Source organism: Aeromonas sp. 601039 (genome assembly GCF_049174415.1).
GTDB lineage: Bacteria > Pseudomonadota > Gammaproteobacteria > Enterobacterales > Aeromonadaceae > Aeromonas > Aeromonas veronii_A.
In genome coordinates this window covers 90233-107422 of the sequence record NZ_JAAKTL010000002.1, presented here as the reverse complement: position 1 = coordinate 107422, position 17190 = coordinate 90233, and the positions used below count along the sequence as shown (strand labels likewise).

Annotated in this window: 16 protein-coding genes; 8 read left to right on the top strand and 8 right to left on the bottom strand. The window is 56.8% G+C overall.

What is annotated here, in order from left to right:
- Positions 1-39 precede the first annotated feature (39 nt).
- Positions 40-1950 carry an ABC transporter ATP-binding protein gene (locus G5195_RS02370; protein WP_421221757.1) on the top strand — a complete coding sequence of 637 codons (1911 nt, stop codon included), beginning with the start codon at positions 40-42 and terminating at the stop codon, positions 1948-1950.
- 158 nt (positions 1951-2108) lie between these two features.
- A complete protein-coding gene (rmf, locus tag G5195_RS02365) occupies positions 2109-2288 on the top strand; it encodes a ribosome modulation factor (RefSeq protein WP_005315693.1) in 180 nt (59 codons plus the stop codon).
- An 84-nt stretch (positions 2289-2372) separates the two neighbouring features.
- On the opposite strand, the gene fabA is transcribed toward rmf, so the two are convergent.
- Together fabA and G5195_RS02355 are read right to left on the bottom strand one after the other, a co-directional pair.
- Entirely contained in the window at positions 2373-2933 is a 561-nt protein-coding gene (fabA, locus tag G5195_RS02360; RefSeq protein ID WP_124929438.1) for a 3-hydroxyacyl-[acyl-carrier-protein] dehydratase FabA, read from the bottom strand.
- A gap of 76 nt (positions 2934-3009) precedes the next feature.
- Entirely contained in the window at positions 3010-4986 is a 1977-nt protein-coding gene (locus G5195_RS02355; protein WP_421209043.1) for a Lon protease family protein, read from the bottom strand.
- A 140-nt stretch (positions 4987-5126) separates the two neighbouring features.
- Between G5195_RS02355 and G5195_RS02350 the strand changes: the two genes are divergently transcribed.
- Positions 5127-5558: a hypothetical protein gene (locus tag G5195_RS02350; RefSeq protein ID WP_216953578.1), complete on the top strand. Its 432-nt coding sequence runs from the start codon at positions 5127-5129 to the stop codon at positions 5556-5558.
- A gap of 24 nt (positions 5559-5582) precedes the next feature.
- On the opposite strand, the gene G5195_RS02345 is transcribed toward G5195_RS02350, so the two are convergent.
- The 4 genes from G5195_RS02345 to G5195_RS02330 all read right to left on the bottom strand — a co-directional run bounded on the left by G5195_RS02345 (position 5583) and on the right by G5195_RS02330 (position 8957).
- The gene (locus G5195_RS02345; protein WP_216953579.1) at positions 5583-5732 is read right to left on the bottom strand and encodes a hypothetical protein; all 150 of its coding nucleotides are present in this window, start codon (positions 5730-5732) and stop codon (positions 5583-5585) included.
- A gap of 725 nt (positions 5733-6457) precedes the next feature.
- Positions 6458-6793 (bottom strand): hypothetical protein, encoded by a 336-nt coding sequence (locus tag G5195_RS02340; RefSeq protein WP_216953580.1) that lies wholly within the window; start codon positions 6791-6793, stop codon positions 6458-6460.
- 200 nt (positions 6794-6993) lie between these two features.
- Positions 6994-8274: a tyrosine-type recombinase/integrase gene (locus tag G5195_RS02335; RefSeq protein WP_421221810.1), complete on the bottom strand. Its 1281-nt coding sequence runs from the start codon at positions 8272-8274 to the stop codon at positions 6994-6996.
- A gap of 380 nt (positions 8275-8654) precedes the next feature.
- On the bottom strand, positions 8655-8957 hold the full coding sequence (locus G5195_RS02330) for a YebG family protein (protein WP_216953581.1): 303 nt from the start codon (positions 8955-8957) through the stop codon (positions 8655-8657).
- A gap of 170 nt (positions 8958-9127) precedes the next feature.
- On the opposite strand from G5195_RS02330, the gene G5195_RS02325 reads away from it, so the two are divergent.
- Entirely contained in the window at positions 9128-10003 is an 876-nt protein-coding gene (locus G5195_RS02325) for an esterase/lipase family protein (protein ID WP_421221754.1), read from the top strand.
- Between the two features lie 90 nt (positions 10004-10093).
- Here G5195_RS02325 and G5195_RS02320 read toward each other — a convergent pair whose 3' ends face one another.
- Positions 10094-12067: an SDR family oxidoreductase gene (locus G5195_RS02320; RefSeq protein ID WP_421221752.1), complete on the bottom strand. Its 1974-nt coding sequence runs from the start codon at positions 12065-12067 to the stop codon at positions 10094-10096.
- Positions 12068-12315: 248 nt separating this feature from the next.
- On the opposite strand from G5195_RS02320, the gene G5195_RS02315 reads away from it, so the two are divergent.
- The 4 genes from G5195_RS02315 (at position 12316) to G5195_RS02300 (ending at position 15627) form a co-directional block, all read left to right on the top strand.
- Positions 12316-12888 carry a phasin family protein gene (locus G5195_RS02315; RefSeq protein ID WP_005333118.1) on the top strand — a complete coding sequence of 191 codons (573 nt, stop codon included), beginning with the start codon at positions 12316-12318 and terminating at the stop codon, positions 12886-12888.
- 94 nt (positions 12889-12982) lie between these two features.
- The gene (locus G5195_RS02310) at positions 12983-14170 is read left to right on the top strand and encodes a patatin-like phospholipase family protein (RefSeq protein ID WP_042055038.1); all 1188 of its coding nucleotides are present in this window, start codon (positions 12983-12985) and stop codon (positions 14168-14170) included.
- Position 14171: 1 nt separating this feature from the next.
- Positions 14172-14813 carry a TetR/AcrR family transcriptional regulator gene (locus G5195_RS02305; RefSeq protein ID WP_005345492.1) on the top strand — a complete coding sequence of 214 codons (642 nt, stop codon included), beginning with the start codon at positions 14172-14174 and terminating at the stop codon, positions 14811-14813.
- A 25-nt stretch (positions 14814-14838) separates the two neighbouring features.
- Positions 14839-15627 (top strand): hypothetical protein, encoded by a 789-nt coding sequence (locus G5195_RS02300; protein ID WP_042055039.1) that lies wholly within the window; start codon positions 14839-14841, stop codon positions 15625-15627.
- Positions 15628-15742: 115 nt separating this feature from the next.
- Here G5195_RS02300 and G5195_RS02295 read toward each other — a convergent pair whose 3' ends face one another.
- Positions 15743-17173 carry a wax ester/triacylglycerol synthase family O-acyltransferase gene (locus tag G5195_RS02295; RefSeq protein WP_421221748.1) on the bottom strand — a complete coding sequence of 477 codons (1431 nt, stop codon included), beginning with the start codon at positions 17171-17173 and terminating at the stop codon, positions 15743-15745.
- Positions 17174-17190: the final 17 nt, after the last annotated feature.

The window sequence follows — 17190 nt, the reverse complement described above, 5'->3', positions numbered from 1 at the left end:
GTCTGTTGCCCGTTTTTTCATATGAGATAAGGAACGAACATGGCTCTTTTAACATTGCACGGCGCGTGTCTGTCGTTCAGTGATTTTCCGTTGCTCGACAAGGCCGAGCTGACCATAGAGCGAGGCGAGCGCCTCTGTCTGGTGGGCCGCAACGGGGCGGGCAAGTCCACCCTGATGAAGGTAATTGCCGGTGAATTGCCCCTCGATGATGGCCGTCTGGTGTTGCAGCAGGACTTGAAAGTGACTCGTCTTGAGCAGGATCCGCCCACCTCGAGCGAGCTCACCGTGTTTGATTACGCCGCCGAAGGGCTGGCCGGAGTCGGTGAGCTGCTCAAGCAGTATCACCACGTCTCCATGGCGCTGGCGAGTGACCCGTCCGATGCCAACATTCGCAAGATGAGCCAGCTGCAGGAGCAGCTCGATTATCAGAATGGCTGGCAGTACGAGACCCGCATCAATCAGGTGCTTACCCTGCTTGGTCTTGATCCTGACGTGACCCTCGACAGTCTCTCCGGTGGCTGGCTGCGCAAGGTAGCGCTGGCCCGTGCACTGGCATGCGATCCCGATCTGCTGCTGCTCGATGAGCCGACCAACCACCTGGATATCGAGGCCATCAACTGGCTGGAAGAGTTCCTCAAGGATTTCCGTGGCGCCATCGTTTTCATCTCCCACGACCGTGAGTTCATCCACAAGCTGGCGACCCGGATCATCGATCTCGATCGCGGCGTGATCACCTCCTGGCCCGGCAACTATGACGAGTACCAGCAGGGCAAAGAGGAGTGGCTGCGGGTCGAAGAGCTGAAAAATGCTGAGTTCGATCGCAAGCTGGCGCAGGAGGAGGTGTGGGTACGCCAGGGGATCAAGGCGCGCCGTACCCGTAACGAGGGGCGAGTGCGCGCCCTCAAGGCGATGCGCATGGAGCGTACCCAGCGTCGCGAACTGCAGGGCAAAGCCAAGCTGCAACTCGACGAGGCGAGCCGCTCCGGCAAGCTGGTATTTGAAGCTGAAGGGTTGGGACTCGACTTTGGTGATCGCACCCTGTTCGAGGGGCTGGATCTGCAGGTGCTGCGTGGGGACAAGATTGCGCTGGTCGGCCCCAACGGTTGCGGCAAGTCGACCCTGATCAAGCTGCTGCTGGGTCAGCTAGATGCCACTCGTGGTTCGGTGCGTCAGGGTACCAATCTGGAAGTGGCCTACTTCGATCAGTACCGCGAACAGCTCGATCCCGAGCAGACGGTGGTGGACAACGTCGGGGAGGGCAAGCAGGAAGTGATGGTGCGCGGTCGCTCCCGCCATATCCTCGGCTATCTGCAGGACTTCCTGTTTGAACCCAAGAGGGCCAGAACGCCGGTCAAGGCGCTTTCTGGCGGTGAGAAAAACCGTTTGCTGCTGGCCAAGCTGTTCCTTAAACCCAGCAACCTGCTGATCCTCGACGAACCGACCAACGACCTCGACGTCGAGACTCTGGAGCTGCTGGAAGAGCTGCTGGCGGACTATCCAGGCACTCTGCTGCTGGTCAGTCACGATCGTCGCTTCATCGACAATACGGTAACCGGTTGCTGGCTGTTTGAGGGGGATGGCCGCATCAGCGACTACGTGGGCGGCTATGCCGACATGATGGCGACCCGCGAGCAGCAGCGTGCTCAGCAACAGGCCAAGAGCACGCCTGTGAAGGCTCCCGAGCCGGTAGCCACAGTGAGCGAAGCGCCGAAGAAAGGCAAAAAACTCTCCTACAAGCTACAGCTTGAACTGGATGATCTGCCGGCGCGTCTTGAGCAGCTGGAAGCCGAGCTGGATGCGCTGCAAAGCGAGATCAACCAGCACGGTTTCTTCTCCCTGCCAAGCGAGCAGACCCAGCCCAAACTGGCCGCATTGAGTGCCGCCGAGACGGCGATGGAGGAGGCATTTGCTCGTTGGGAAGAGCTGGAAGGACTCAAAAATCAGGAGTGAGTTCCCTGTAATTAAAACTTAATCCAGTTCAGTGCCTTGTGTCACATAGCCCGGTTAGGGTGGAAGTTTTTGTTTGACCGAGTGCGCTCGCAGGAGTAAAGATGAAAGCGACCGATGAGAATTTGGTCGCTTTTTTTGTTCCACGAAGAGGGTCGTAGATGATGAAGAGACAGAAGCGGGACCGTCTGGAAAGAGCTCGTGCTCGTGGTTATCAGGCTGGCGTGGTCGGCAAACAGAAAGAAGCGTGTCCGTATCAATGCCTGGATGCCCGTGGGCATTGGCTTGGTGGTTGGCGTGACGCCATGGAAGGGCGGGGCTCAGGCCTCTTCATGAAGTAGCAGGTACTTCATCACTCATTACAAAAGGAAAGGGGCCGTTGTGGCCCCTTTGCGTTAATGCTGTTTTACCACCAATCAGAGAGATCAGAATGCGGTGGTATCTTTGAAGAGGCCCACTTTCAGATCAGTGGCACTGTAGATCGGACGGCCGTCGACTTCGACCACACCATCAGCAATCCCCATCACCAGCTTGCGGTTGATGACGCGCTTGAATGTGATCTTGTAGGTCACTTTCTTGGCAGTCGGCAGGATCTGGCCGGTGAATTTCACTTCACCCACACCCAGAGCACGACCCTTGCCGGGGCCACCTTTCCAGCCAAGGAAGAAGCCAACCAACTGCCACATGGCGTCCAGACCGAGACAGCCAGGCATCACAGGATCACCCGGGAAGTGGCAATCGAAGAACCAGAGATCGGGGGTAATGTCGAGCTCTGCCAGGATCTCGCCCTTACCGTGCTCGCCACCGTTGTCATTGATCTTGACGATGCGATCCATCATCAACATGTTAGGGGCGGGCAGCTGACTGTTACCCTCACCAAAGAGTTCGCCACGGCTGCAAGCCAGCAGCTCTTCACGGGTAAAAGAGTTCTTGCCCTGTTCACACAGAGAAAGGCGGGCTTCCAGGGTCGAATTGTCTACGGTCACGCTGAGTTTCCTTCAAATGAGTAAAGCTGCGCCAATTTAGCGTACAGATGTGCGCTAAACAACTCCGATCACTTCATTAGCGGCCAAACAGCCGATCAAGAAGGGCGCGCAGCAGCCCGACTTTCGCCGTGCTGCCGTTCAGCTCATCCAGTCGCTCCTGAATGCGGCCGAACAGGGTATCGGGCATGTCAGGCTCACCCGCCACACAGCCAGTCAAGAGCTCGATAGCCTCTTCCACATGATCTACAGGGTGGATATGGAACTGTCCCGCTTCAACTGCGGCGATCACCTCATCAGAGAGGTTGAGTTGCTGGGCGTTGGTGCCGGGCAGCAGGATGCCTTGTTTGCCAGTCAGACCGTGGATCTTGCACACCCGGAAGAAGCCTTCGATCTTCTCGTTGACGCCGCCAACGGCCTGCACATTGCCAAACTGGTCGACCGCACCCGTTACCGCAAAGTGCTGGTAAATAGGCTGGCGGGCGAGGGCAGAGAGCAGGGCACACAGGCCGGTCAGGGAGGCACTGTCACCATCGATTTCGTGGTAAGACTGCTCGAATACCAGATTGGCCGACAGAGGGGAGGGGTTCTCGGCACCGAACTTGTTGGAGAGGTAGCCGTGAATGATCATCATCGCCTTGGCATGAATATGGCCAGCCAGTTCAGCCTTGCGCTCGATATCCGCCACGTCGCCATCACCCAAGTGAACAGTGGCGGTCAGGCGTACCGGTTCGCCAAAGTCATATGGGTGACCGGAGACCTGAATGACGGAGAGACCATTAATTTGGCCAATCTCTTCACCATCAGTCTGCAGCAGGATCTGGCCGTCGATAACCCCCTGATCGGACTGCTCAACCAGATAGTTGAGGCGATAATCCTGCTCCTCCAGCGCACCACGAATGTGCTCGTCGGTGACCTCTTCCGCTTCCAGCTCCCGTGCCAGACTGTCAGCCATCCTCATGATGGCGGAGAGTTGTACCGCGGAGAGAGAGAGCCACTCCTGGTGATCACAGAGTCTGCTGGCATGGCGACAGAGTGCGACAAGGGCTGCCGGTGTGAAATCCAGCAAGTTCCAGCGTTCACGTAACCAGGCCAGATACTGCAGAAACTCCTGCAGGTCTTCCTCTATGTTTACTTCGGATACTAGGTCGGCGCGCAGGAATATACGCTCTGACATGTCACGATCCAGCATCTGGAACTCAGCCACGTCCAGTCGGTCACCCACCAAGATCAGCTTGAGCTTGATGGGGGTCGCTTCAGGTGCAAAGAAGGGGGTTAGTGTCTTGCCTTCCTGATAGGCGTTCCAGTCCAGCTCGCCTTTTTGCATAGCATTTTTGAGCTTAAACCAAAGATGAGGCTGGTCGAGCAGCTCATCCAGTTGAAGAATAAGGTAGCCACCATTGGCCTGACGTAGCAAACCTGGTTCCAGCAAGTGCTGATTCGCGTAGACAGAACCCTGTTCTGTCTGATAGTTGATGGAACCAAACAGGGTATCCCAGTTGAGATCACGACCGTAAATTACCGGTGCTTCCTGCTCTTCGTGATGAATAAGCAGGTTGATCAGCACCGGATGCTGAAACTCCAGTCCCAATGCCACATGGGCCGCCAGATCCGAGAGAAAGTCATCGATCTTTGGATCGTTGTTTTGCTTGCGCATGATGCGGGTTACGATTCGCTCGGCATCGAGATGGTGGCTAAGCAACTTGAGTAGCTCGCCAACCATTTCGCAAAACTCAACGCCAGTACCGGGTTGCAGTCGCAGCCAGATAGGTTTGAACGGGTTGTTGAGATTCTCGGTATAGCAGAGGTCGAACAGATCGCCATCCTTACCATTGGAGTCGGCAATCAGAGTGCGGCACACATCTTCATAATCGGCACCGGGGAAACCGTTGAGCAGCATAACCGGGCAATCACCATCAAAACTGGCCAGACGTTTGATACCGGAGATTGCTCTGGGTTGCAGAGCGGCAAAGGGGATGGGCTCAAGCTCACAAAGCCTGGGGAACTGTTCAATCGCAAAAGCGGGTTTTAATTGTTCTGATGTTAATTCAGCCACTTAAGACATCCGGTCGAAGATAGGATCAATTGTTGCCATTATACACAGTTCAATAAGCGGTGACAGGAAACAAGATACTATATTTAACATAATATGCATTATGCGCAGTAATGGGATTCTACGTTTTGGAGTTATTTCCGATGAAACACAGCCGTCGCCCACAGGATCGACTCTTGCTGGATGCATTAACCGCCGGTGTCGATCTGTTGACACCACTGCGGCGCCATCGGTTTCGGCAGCTAGATATCAGTGTGCCCGATGACCACCAGTTGCTGTGGTTCGACGTGTTCCCGTTGGCCGGTGCGTTGGTGTTGATTCATAAGGACACCCCGTTGTGGATCTGCCGCTGGCAGTTGGTCAACCGTGTGGCGGTTATCCACGACTGGCGGGCCTTTTGGTACACCCATCAACAGGATTTTGCCCATCTGCCGCTGGAGGCGATTTGTTGGCTATCCAGTCGTTACCAGGTTAAATGGGATTCGCCCAGTGGCAGGTACTTTTGGCAGCGCTGCCTGCGGGAGGCCCGCGCCCGTGGCCTGTCGGTGAACGCTAGTGCTATAGGCCAGCCCTAAACATTGCTCACCGGGTTGAATGGCTCAGGCATGATCGATTGGCGCGACCTCGCGGCGTGCAGCATGGAGCTCGTCGGACATTTCCCCTGGGCTGATGCGCCGCACCACATCCACAGGCCAGGCGCTGCCGGTTTGCAGGACGCTGATGATCTCGGTCATTTCTGGGTGAGACATGTTGAAGGTCAAAAATAACAGAGTCTTTACAAATTATGCCGATAACCCCATTTATCGGCATCTCTGTGAGAGATAACATTGAGTGAATTTAACCACTACGGCGACACAACTCCGGTCAATGCGATCCATGATGAAGAACCATCTTGATACCTTGCAGCCAAATGCAGAAGAACCTCACCTAAAGCAGGCAATGCATCGTGCTTGGTGCCATAGCGTTGGCAATAGAATTGGCTAGTTCACCAACTGCTCATTTAGCTGTACCCGAACATGTCTTGGGACCATGTCCCCTCCCCTTAGTCGATATTCTGAAACCACAAATGTCCCATCTTGAGACAAGAGTCCACTATTAGAGGCTGTCTTGACCTAGTTAAAGTAGTCGCCTTAATGGGTGGACAGATCCCCTGCCCTTACTCAAAATGCTAAAAATGCAAATTTCCCGTATTGAATAGTTCACACTTACAACAGTGCCGGATCATCAATGCCCTTGATGCAATAAGCGCTCCCTTCCCTCTTGGTTTCCGTGACTTTTATAATGGTGAATTTAACGTAACCATTCATATATTTACGTTAGGTGGCGTCTGGCTCCTGAGAGTTTTCGGTAGCCCACGACGATGACCATTCGTATAAGTCATCAAATCACCTTTTTAGACCTCAATGCACTCCACAGAGAGAATGAAAAAGACCCGCCTTTTGCGAGACGGGTCTTGTTCTTTGATTCCGGCTGATCAGGCTATTAGCCAATGTTTGCGTTTGGGTATGGGCGTTCGCGGATGGGATATGTGGACATTGCTGCACATATCCATGATTAACCTCTTCAGTTCATTCATATCGACAGAGTGAAGTGTTAACGACCAGAATGCTCTCGCCTGGCTGTAGTGCATGCCGTTGGTATAGAGCAGGGTGTCATTTTCAAAACGAAGTTGGCTACAGGGTGCCTCCATCTGCAATCCTGTTTCGGGAAACCAGATATTCAACGTGCCTGAGGGGATAAGGGTAAATTGCGCCATCAGATCGCCTTGTCCGACAATCTTGTAGGTCTTCTTGATAATGTCTATCGGCATAGGGGGTTGTCTCGATGTTTGAGCAAGCGATTTGGTTAATTTTCTCTCTGATACGGAATAAATATTGATCCCGCGGATGGCTACCTGCTCGTTCTTAACAGCCCTGCTGTTCCCTGAACCGGTTGCTATCCAGAGAAGTACAAAATAACGGCACCAGCTTGAATGAGACCTTAATGAATCACTTTTTTAGGTCACGATGCTCACCCGCCCTTTGAACGATTATCTCTCGTTTGTTGGCTCAATCTGTCTAGCGGTTTTTGTTGCGCGCTCTCATGTCGTTCACTGTTGCTGGTGTGCAGGTATTTCGAAGTGGTGTCGATGCTGTCATGTCCTGCATCGGCCTGTACGTGGGAGAGCGGCCGCCCGTGCAGATTGATGTCATGGGTGATCCCGGTATGGCGGATCGCATGGGGAGATAGTTGCCGCATTTCGGCTGCATCCTGGGCAAATCCATCCTGCTCTGCCAATTCTGCCCCTTTACCGATGATCACCATGATCAAATCCCGTAACTGGCGAATGCCGAGGTTGGCGTTGATCTCCCCCTGCTCGCGGCCGTGGGCTGCCGCTTTATGACGAACGAACAGTGGCGTCTGTTCATCCGGTGTCGGCAAGGGAGAGAGACCGAGGAAACGGCGGTAGCGCTCGAGTGCCGCCAGCAGCGCTTGGGATACCGCTACGGTACGCCGTTTGCCCCCTTTGCTTTGCGGAATAAAGTAGCCCCAGACGCCGGTTTTGCGATCCCGCCTGAACTGCCCCATCACAGGGGTAAAGCCCGGCCGGGCCGCCACCTCAGAGATCCGCAGATAGCAGGCATACATCAGAATGATGAGAAAACGGCTGCGCTCGTGCTGCTCCGGATGGTCGTTGGCAAGGGTATCGGCGGCCTGCATCACGTATGACCACTGCAACTCGCTGAAGACCTGCACCTGATCATTGGCCTCCAGCTGTTGCGGCCGTTTGACTCGCTGCAGTAGCAGAGCTGGATTCCTGTCCATGTACTCCTCCTGGATCAGGAACTGGAAGAAGGCGGACAAGATGGCGAGCTTGGTCTTCATCGCCTGCTCGCTTAGGCGATAGGGCAAGGTGCGGCCCAGCTCCCGCTTGCCGAGAAACGGTCGCCATTGCGGGTTGGGCAACCGCTCTCCCCACTCTTTGTCGAGGACAAACTGCGCCACGTTGCGATAGGCAATCAACTCTTCAGGGGGGGACTGACAGTAGTCGAGATAGCGGATCATGATGCGGCGAGTGAGAGCTTTCGGGCTGATGGCTGCCTCGCGAAAGCACCAGTGTAAAAAAGTGGTCAGTTCGCTGCGATAGGTTTTGTAGTTGTTTTCGCTGTTGCGCTGCTCCAGCAGCCAATCAACCGCCAGTTCGTAAACCAGCCCGGCATCGGGCACATCATTGAGGCTGAGGTTGGCAAGGTACTGATTGACCTGCGGATTACCAGCTTCCAGATAGATAAGGCTGTCAAACAGCGGCATGGCTGGCGGCAAGGATAATGGTTGTTGAGTCATGGTGTTGCTTGTTGATGATGAGATGAGTCGATATGAGCCTGTGAGCCGAGTTGCTAGAAAAGGGCTCGTGATAGATGAATGCGACTTCAATTGGGACTGATACTGCCTCTTGTTGTTGCTGATTAAGGTAACCGGGAGCGATCTGGATAACGTTCTCTTCACTGTTTGCTCATTATTTCCTCATAGACTTGGCTGGTGTCGCTCAGTGGTGCACGCTATTCAGTTATGCATTGGATATGCACCTTTGTTAGAAAATTCTCGGGGTAAATAGCCGTAAATATGGTTTTAAATGCAAATAAAATGAATGCGGCGAGCTGTTTATCCCGAGAAATAGCAGGTCTGTGCAATCAGGCCACCTGTTTGAGTGGCTTATCCTTGCGCTTGGCTGCTGGGGCCTCTTCCTCTTTCGTGCCTGCCTGAACCTTGCCGCCGCGCAGCAGGGTTTGCAGCACATCGCGCTGTTCTGCAAGGTAGAATGCCAGACTCTCTTGCTGCTCTGGTGCCAGCTCGATCGGGGCGCCAGCCAACAGGGTCATCAACTCATCGGCCGTATCCAGCAGCTTGTCATAGGCATCGGCCTCTTTTTTGCTGGCAAAGGTCATTTTTTCCACTCCCCCACGAACAACCACATATTTGATCTCGACAGCCATGATGGCCTCCTCTTGGTGATGATGGATAGAGTATATGTATGGATATACAGTATTGCAAATAACCTCACCGGAAAAGAGTTCGCCGGGGTTTAGCGACAAAAGCCGCGCTGGATCAAGCTGTCTCAAAGTGTCATTTGACTTCCACGCCAGACTGGTCGGATCATGGCCTTATGACGATCGTACGACACCTGTTTATTCTGCTGATGGTAGAGGTGCTGCTCCTCGGGAGTATCGCCCATTTGGTCGTGGGACTCCCCTGGTTGCTGACCCTGCTGTTTGTCGTGTTTGCCCTGCTTGGGTTGCGTTGTCTGGTGGTGCTCGGCAGCTGGCTGTTTACCCGCTTCTACCCCTCCCCGGCTATCGGCCCTTGGCGCAGGGTGAAGATGATGGCGCAGGAGATGCTGGCCTACCTCTACACCTTCACCTTGCTGTTGCCGTTCGAGCCTTTGCTGATGGCACCCGATCGGCTGCGGCCATGCCAGCGCCCCGTATTGTTGGTGCATGGTTACGGTTGCAGTCGCGGGATCTGGCGTACCCAGCGCACCCGACTGGAGACCGCAGGCCATGTGGTCGCCACCATTACATTGATGCCACCATTTGGTCATATCGATGAGATGGTGCCGCTACTGGCCAAGCGAATTGACGATGTGCTCGCGCAAACCGGGGCTGACAAGCTGGTGCTGGTCGGTCACAGCATGGGTGGGCTGGTCTGCCGCGACTATCTGGCTCTCTATGGGGGTGACAAGGTAGAGCGCATGATCACGCTGGCTACGCCTCATCAGGGGAGTCAGCTTGCCGCCCTTGGGCTTGGGGCCAATGCCCGTGAGATGGAGCCCGGTTCCGGCTGGTTGCAGCGTTTCGCCTCGGTTCCTCTCTGCGTACCCGGCATCTCGGTGCGCACCAGTCACGACAATGTGGTGATGCCGCAGGAGCGGCAACGATTGGCGGGAATGGAAGATATCGAGTTGCCTGCCATTGGCCATCTCTCTCTGCTCTACTCCCGTCGCACGACTGATCTGCTGCTTGATCTGTTGTCCCGAGTCTGACCCTCCTTATTCGTCCTTCAACTGTTATTCCAAATAAAACAGGGGCCTGATTGCTCAGGCCCCTGTTGATCTCTTTATCCCATCATCCGGTTAGAAGTGTATCCCCTTGATCAGGGTCGAGACGGCAACCTGATCGGCGGTGGCTTTGGATTTGTCGCCATCCTTGGGATCGGCAAAGGTGCGGAAGCTGGTGTTCATGATCACCTGGGCGACACGTGGTGCCAGGGCATGCACCACCTGACCAAACACCCCGAGGCGAGTGGCCAGTCGCACATGCTTGTTGATGATGGTATCGCACACCAGATCGGCCGCCTCTTCCGGCGTCATCATAGGTACCTGCTCATAGACCTTGGTCGGCGCTACCATCGGCGTTTTCACCAGCGGCATATTGATGATGGAGAAGCTGACCCCCTTATCGGCAAACTCGGAGGCGGCGGTACGCACCCAGGCATCGAGGGCCGACTTGGAGGCAACATAGGCGGAGAAGCGCGGCGCATTGGTCAACACCCCGATGGAGGAGATGTTGATGATGTGCCCTTTTTTCTTCTCAATCATGGTGGGCAGCACCCCCATGATCACCTTGAGTGCGCCGAAGTAGTTGAGCTGCATGGTGCGCTCCAGATCGTGGAAGCGATCGAAGGAATCCTCGATGGAGCGGCGGATGGAGCGGCCGGCATTGTTGACCAGAATATCGACGCCGCCGTGATCGGCCACGATGCGAGCGGTGATCTCCTCGGCCTGCGCCAGATTGGAGAGATCCCCCTGATAGATCTCGATGGTCAGCCCCAGCTCGGCAAACTCGGCTTTAGTCTCGGCAATCTTCTGCTCGTCGCGGGCGATGGTAACGACGTTGGCCCCCGCACCCGCCAGCTTGCGCGCGGTTGCACGGCCGATACCAGAGGTTGCCCCGGTCACCAGCACTACCTTGCCCTCTACCCGACCACGCAGGGAGCGATCGATAAAGAGCTCGGGGTCAAGGTGGCGCTCCCAGTAATCCCACAGCCGCCAGGCGTAGCTGTGCAGTGGTGGCACTTCGATACCGGTCCCTTTCAGTACTCGCTGGGTTTCGCGACTGTCGAAACGGGTGGGATAACTGATAAGGCGGAACACATCCTTGGGCAGACCCAGATCGGCGATGGCGGCATCGCGGATGCGGCGCACCGGCGCCATGGTCATCAGCATGGCGGTCAGGTGGCGGGGAATGAAATTAAAGAGAGAGGCATTGATGCGGATCGCAGGCTCCGGCGCATGGGCGGCGCGGGAGAAGGTGCTCAGCATGTCGCCGACCCGCATCGGGTTGGGGTCGGTCAGGTGGAAGGTCTTGTTCTCCTCGCCCTCTTGATGGGCGATATGCACCATGGCATCGACCACGAAGTTGACCGGCACGATATTGATGCGCCCGCCCTCAACCCCGATGGCTGGCATCCAGGGCGGCAGCAGACGGCGCAGCTTCTGAATGGTCTTGAAGAAGTAGTAAGGGCCGTCGATCTTGTCCATCTCGCCGGTATTGGAGTCACCGACAACGATCCCCGGTCGATAGACTCGCCACGGAGCTGTGCACTCGTTTCGCACAATCCCTTCCGCTTCGTGCTTGGTCTGGAAGTAAGGCATGTCGAGGTGTTCGGCCTCATCGAACATGTCCTCGCGAAACAGACCGTCAAACAGGCCCGCTGCAGCGATGGAGCTGCAGTGGTGGAACTGCCCCGCCCCCAGCCGCTCGGCAAGTTGAACAGCCTGACGGGTCCCTTCAGTGTTGACCTGCTGCTGGATCCCCGCCTTGGCGTTGAGATCATAGATGGCAGCCAGATGGAAGAAGTGGTCGATCTTGCCGATCAACTGCTCCTGCATCTCGACCGATACCCCCAGCAGCGGTTGTGTCATGTCGCCAAAAACCGGGACTGCGCGCGATTCATCCACATTCCAGAATGAGAACAGCTCTGGCAATTTCTCCTGATGAGAGGCGCGCATCAGAAAATAGACGGTACAGTCGGGATGCTGTTGGAATAACTTTTTGATCAATCGACGCCCGATAAAACCACTACCGCCAGTAATGAAATAGTTCATAAAGAGAATCCTGCTACTGATTAGGGTGTTACTAGGTTGTTAGATATATCACGATTCATATGGGAATCTGCAATTTGATTGTCGGTTCGTGAGCAAACCCTAATTTCGGTGGTGTGCCTGTTCCGTTATTAGGTAGAACCCTCTATTTTTTGTCCCTAGACTGAAGTCGAAAAATCAGTAATGCCACAACCCGATTGCAGTTTCGTTGTCGCCATTACATTTAACAGTCGTTATTCAAGGAGAAGATCATGGCTAAGAAATTGAAAGCGCTGGCAGGGTCAGTGACCGACAACCAACTCACCTCCACCATCAAGGAGTCCACCCAGCAGATCTGGTTGGCGGGTCTGGGTGCCTATGCCAAGGCGCAGGAAGAGGGTGGCAAGATCTTTGAAGCCCTGGTGCAGGAAGGGGAAGCATTGCAGGCCAAAACCCGTCAGAGCGCAGATGAGAAGATTGCCGCTGTGACCGACAAGACCGCCAATACCTGGGGTCGTCTGGAGCAGGTGTTTGAAGATCGCGTGGCCCGCGCTGTGGCCAGCCTCGGCATTCCGACCCGCAAGGATATCGACAAGCTCTCCAAGCGCATGGCCGAGCTGACCGATGTAGTCCAGCAACTGCTGGATGCGCAGGAAGAGGAAGCCCCTGCCGCTGAAGCCAAACCGGCTGCCGCCAAAAAGCCCGCTGCCCGCAAGCCTCCGGTAAAGAAGGCGCCGGTAGCCAAGGCTAAAGAGGCCGTGGTTGAGCAGGCCGCCGATCTCCTCTCCGCCGCTGAAGATGCGGTGAAAGAGGTGAAAGCCAAAGCAGAGAGCGTCCTGCCCTGATCCCTCGCGGTGACGGAAGGTGATTGATACCGGCCCATGCCCTGCGCTGGGCCGGTCTTGTCATGGTGAATGTCATGGATAGAGAGGCGACGCTATGAGTACCATCGCAATTGCCCTTGCTGGCGGCGGGCCGCTCGGCGGCATCTACGAGATCGGTGCCTGCGCAGCCCTCTCTGACAGCATCAACGGCCTGCGCCTTGACCATGCCGATATCTATGTCGGCGTCAGTTCGGGGGCCGTGGTGGCATCGGCGCTGGCCAACGGCATCTCGCCGGCTAAGCTGGTGCGGATCCTGCTCAGCGATGATTCGGGGGAGATGTTTGACCCGGCCACCTTGCTGCGCCCCGCCTTTCGTGAATATGCCGACCGCCTGACCTCGATCCCGCCACTGGCGTGGCAGAGCCTGACCTACTATCTGGCGGCGCCCTGGAAGCGCAGCCTGTTTGAATCGCTGCAGGGGCTCTCCAAGGCCATTCCGACCGGACTGTTCGACAACCGCGGGGTGGATCGCACCCTGACCCAGTTTTTCTCTCGTCCCGGCCGCAGCAACGATTTCCGCCAGTTGCGCAGTCGACTGTTTGTGGTAGCCACCGAACTCGACACCGGTCATCCGGTCGCCTTCGGCAGCTCGGGGCTCGATGATGTGCCCATCTCGGCGGCGGTACAGGCGTCAGCCGCCCTGCCCGGTCTCTTTCCGCCCTCCTTGATCAACGGTCGTTACTATGTGGACGGGGCGCTGATCAAGACTCTGCACGCTTCGGTAGCGCTGGAAGAGGGGGCGGATCTGGTGTTCTGCATCAATCCGCTGGTGCCCTATGATGCGGACATGGCCGCCGGTGCGCCGACCAATCTGGTGGACAGCGGTCTGCCGGTGGTGCTGGCCCAGACTTTTCGCGCCATCATCCACTCCCGCATGCATGTGGGGATGGATCGCTACAGACACCAATATCCCGACGCCGATGCCCTGCTGTTTGAGCCCTCTTCTGCCGATGGCGAGATGTTCTTCACCAATGTGTTCAGTTATCGGGATCGTCGTCGCCTCTGCGAGCACGCTTACCAGCATACCCGCCGCGATCTCTGGCAGCGCCGTGACGAGCTTGCGCCGGTGCTGGCCAAGCATGGCCTAGAGCTCAATCTGGCCGCGCTGGCCGATGAAGATCGCACCCTGCTGGCCCCCGGCATTGGCTCGGTCGCCGCCCTCGACAAGTCGCTGGAGCAGTTGCAGCACTGGCTTGCCAAACGCTATCGCCACGGCGTGCGCCGTTCATCACCAAAGGAGTAGCATGGATCGCAAACCCAAACGCCGTACCCGGGAGCGGATCCTGACCACTGCCCTCGCCTGCTTCAATCGACAAGGGGAACCCAGCGTCACCACCTCGGCCATTGCGGCCGAGATGGAGATCAGCCAGGGCAATCTCTACTACCACTTCCACAACAAGGAGGAGATCGTCAACGCCCTGTTCTGCGAATTTGAACAGCAGATGGATCGCCTGCTGGAGGCGGTCAGCACCCCGTCCGATGAGCCAGAAGATATCTGGCTCTTTCTCCACCTGATGTTTGAAGCCATCTGGCAGTACCGTTTCCTCTACTACGATATCGCGACCCTGATGAGTGGTTATCATCAGGTGGAACAGCGCTTTTCCGCCCTGCTGCGCCGCAAGGAGCAGACCGCCATCGCCATTTGCAACCATCTGCAAACGGTCGGGCTGATGGAGGGCACGGCGCAACAAATGCGCACGCTGGCAGCCAATGTGGCGCTGGTGGGCACATTCTGGATCTCTTACCAGCGGGCACTGCACCCCAAGGCGGACGCCGATATCGCCCTCGGCGTCTTTCAGGTGATGCAGCTGGTCGCACCCTATTTGCGGGCCGATGCCCGCGCTCATCTGGGCGCCCTCGCCCACCACTACACCGACAAGGTTTGATTCACATGCTACAGGGAGAACAAGCATGACCACTTCACAACTCGAATTTGTCACCTTCCCCTACGCGGATGCGGCCTATGACTATGCCGGCCAGAAGCTGGCGGACAACTGGGATCGCCTCCATCAGGGGGATGCCGAACCCTGGCCCGAGGATGAACAGGTACAGGATGCCTGGCGGGCCTATCATGCCGGGGATTTTGCCCGGGCCGTCGCCCTTGGCGAAGCGGCCGGTGAGGCGGGCCTCAATGTGGCGAACAAGGCACTGGTGATCCATGCCAGCTATCTGCTGGAAGACAAGTATGCCAAGCGCGCCGCCTTCGAGCGGGCGGCCAGCCATGCCGAGAAGCTGCAAAAACGCCAGCCTGACAATGCCAACGCCTGGTACTTCCACGCTCTGGCCCTCGGTCGCTACAGTCAGGTCATTTCCATCTCCAAGGCCCTCTCGCAAGGAATTGGCGACAAGATCAAGGCAAGCCTTGAGAAGACTCTGGAGCTGGCGCCAGATCACGCCGAGGCCCATATTGCCTTTGGCGCCTGGCACGCGGAGATCGTCGACAAGCTGGGGGCCATGATCGGCGGCCTCACCTATGGCGCCAAGAAGGAGGAGTCCGAGCGTCACTTCAAGGAGGCGCTGGCGCTGATCCCCGAATCGGCTATCGCCCGCATGGAGTACGCCAACGCTCAGGTGATGCTGCACGGCAAGAGCCGCCTGAAAGCTGCAGAAGCCCTCTATGCCGAAGCGGCCGAGTGCGAACCGATGGATGCCATGGAGCGCCTCGATGTGGAAGCGGCGCGGGAAGAGTTGGAGGATTAACCGCCACTCTTGCCACGGATAGATAACAAAACAAGAGGCCAACCCGCGGGTTGGCCTCTTTTATGATGGGGGCTGATCGGTTGGCTACGCCGCCATCAGTCTTTCAAATGCTCGCTCAACCGAGCAGCACATCCAGTCCGTTGGGGTCAAACAACAGCTCCGGCTCCATCAGCACCAGCAACAGCAGTTGCTCGAACTCCACTGCAAACCGTTCGACCACCCGATCCGGATCCGGAACCAGCTTCTTGTCGGTGATAAGGCCCAGCTGCACCTTGTGATCGTAAGAGAGGATGGAGACGCCGACGCCGATATCCCCCGATTGCGGCACCCAGAACAGTGGTTGGCGTAGTTTTGCACCGGCCAGATAGAGGGTCTGCTGCGGGCCGGGTACATTGGTGATCACTGCACTGGCCTTGGCTGTGAGCAGCTCGACTGCCTGCTGCTGCACCGCATTGGGTGCCATGCCAAGGGCATGTAACAGGTTGAGCACCACCACGGGTTGCAGCGAGGTGCGCAGCGCCTGCATCCGGTCACGTACGGTATAGAGCCGCTGCAACGGGTGTTCAACATCCAGTGGCAAGTCCAGGGCCACCAGCCCGAAGCGGTTGCCAAGTGCCCCCTCATCGTCCGGTGCACGCATATTGACCGGCACCAGGGCGCGGATCTTGACCTTGTTGGCATCATCCCCCTTCTCCTGCAGGTAGTGGCGAAACGCCCCTGCGGTGGCGGCGATCAGCAGATCGTTGACCGAGCAGCCCAGTACCTTGCCCACAGCCTTGATATCCGGCAGATCAATTTGTTCCGACCAGGCCACCCGCTTGGTGCTGGTGGTCTTGCCACGCAGGCGGCAGGGAGAATCATCACCGAGGGTGGCGATATTGCACAGCTCGCTCGCCACATCCCGCCCGGTCTTGAGGTAATCCACCGCCTTGGTGGGATGGGTGACCACTTCGACATATTTGGACCAGAGGCTACCGGTCAGCTTGAGGCCGGCCCGCACCAGACGGCTGCCCTGGTGGCAATCCTCATCATCCTCGTCATCGCTGTCATCCAGTGGCTCCGGTGACGGTGGTCGCGGCGCCCCTTCCGGGGTGTTATCCATCATGGTCAGCATGGCCCGCACCAGCGAGAAGCCGTCGCCCATGGCGTGGTGAATGCGCACCACCAGCGCTTGCCCACCCAGCGACGTGTCGGTCAGGTGCATATCCCACAGGGGGCGCTGGTGGTTGAGCGGCGTCGAGGCGAGATCGGCCACCAGCTTCTCCAGCTCCAGCTTGCCCGCTTCACCCGGCAGGATCACACGCTTGAGGTGCTGATCGAGATCGAAATCGGGATCATGGCGCCAGTAGTAGGAGCCCCCCTCCAGCACGGCCCGCTGATGAAAGCGGGGTTGCACCGAAATGGTATGGCGCAATCCGGCCCGCAGACGCGCTTCATCAAGCTCCCCTTCAAACATCAGGACACCGATGATCTGCATCAGGTTGTTGGGTCTGTCCATGCGTAACCAGGCGGTATCGACGCAGGAGATAAATTCACTCAGTGGCATGGTTGTTTCCCTACAAA